The organism is Bradyrhizobium genomosp. III (assembly GCF_000261705.1).
Taxonomy (GTDB): Bacteria; Pseudomonadota; Alphaproteobacteria; order Rhizobiales; family Xanthobacteraceae; genus Bradyrhizobium; species Bradyrhizobium ottawaense.
In genome coordinates, this window is the sequence record NZ_AJQF01000083.1 from 1 (window position 1) to 1,365 (window position 1,365).

Genomic DNA, 1,365 nt, shown 5'->3' on the forward strand with positions numbered 1-1,365 from the left:
CCGGAAGGAAGCAGCCCTAACGAGGTCCGGATCGGGTCGCTCGTCAGTCTCCTACCTGTTTTTCGAGCGAACCAGCGCCGGCGGCATCAGCCGCCAGCGCGCTCCTTTCCGCAAAAGCCGGCCAAGAGACATTTCATTGCGGATCGACCGATGACCGACGCTGGCGCCCCTTCCAACCCCGACAGCGCCGGCCAGGCCGGCAATGCGCCGTACCGGGTGCTGGCGCGCAAATACCGTCCCTCCAGTTTCGACGATCTGATCGGCCAGGAAGCGGTGGTCCGCACCGTCTCCAATGCGTTCGAGACCGGGCGCATTCCGCAGGCCTGGATCCTCACCGGCGTCCGCGGCGTCGGCAAGACCACCACCGCGCGCATTCTGGCCCGTGCACTCAACTACGAGATGCCTGATGGTTCGGTAAAGGGTCCGACCATCCACATGCCGACCCTGGGCGTGCATTGCCAGGCGATCATGGAAAGCCGGCACATGGACGTGCTGGAGATGGACGCGGCCTCGCACACAGGCGTTGACGACGTCCGCCAGATCAATGACAGCGTGCGCTACGCGCCGGCCAGCGCGCGCTACAAGGTCTACATCATCGACGAAGTCCACATGCTGTCGACGGCGGCGTTCAACGCCTTCCTAAAGACGCTGGAGGAACCGCCGGAGCACGCCAAGTTCGTGTTCGCGACGACCGAGATCCGCAAGGTTCCGGTCACCGTGCTGTCGCGCTGCCAGCGCTTTGACCTGCGCCGCGTCGAGGCGGACGTGCTGATGAAGCACCTCGCCAATATCGCCGCCAAGGAAAACGTCGAGATCGAGCCGGAGGCGCTCGGCATCATCGCACGCGCTGCCGAAGGCTCGGTGCGTGATTCGCTGTCGCTGCTCGACCAGGCGATCGCGCATGCGGCAGGCGCCGTGAAGGCCGATGCCGTCAGGCAGATGCTGGGGCTCGCCGACCGCACCCGCGTCATCGACCTCTTCGATTCGCTGGCGCGCGGCGACATCGCCGCCGCGTTCAAGGAGTTCCGCGACCAGTATGATGTCGGCGCCGATCCCATCGTCGTGCTTTCGGACCTTGCCGAGTTCGTCAATTTCGTCACCCGCGTGAAGATCGTGCCGGCGACTGCCGACAACGTCGCCTATGGTGAGACTGAGCGCGTGCGTGCGAAGGATTTCGCCTCAAAGATCTCGATGCGCGTGCTGTCGCGGATGTGGCAGATGCTGCTCAAGGGCATTGCCGAGGTGCAGGCCGCGACGCGCCCGGCTGCGGCCGCCGAGATGGTGCTGGTGCGCATCGCCTATGTCGCCGACCTGCCGACGCCGGACGAAGCGATCAGGATGCTGGAGCAGAACGGCGGCGGCTCG

1 protein-coding gene is annotated in these 1,365 nt (G+C 65.5%); it reads left to right on the top strand.

The window, feature by feature from the left end:
* Positions 1-150 precede the first annotated feature (150 nt).
* Positions 151-1,365 (top strand): DNA polymerase III subunit gamma/tau (locus IC66_RS0108285; RefSeq protein ID WP_038947335.1); only part of this gene is annotated, 1,215 nt, incomplete at its 3' end.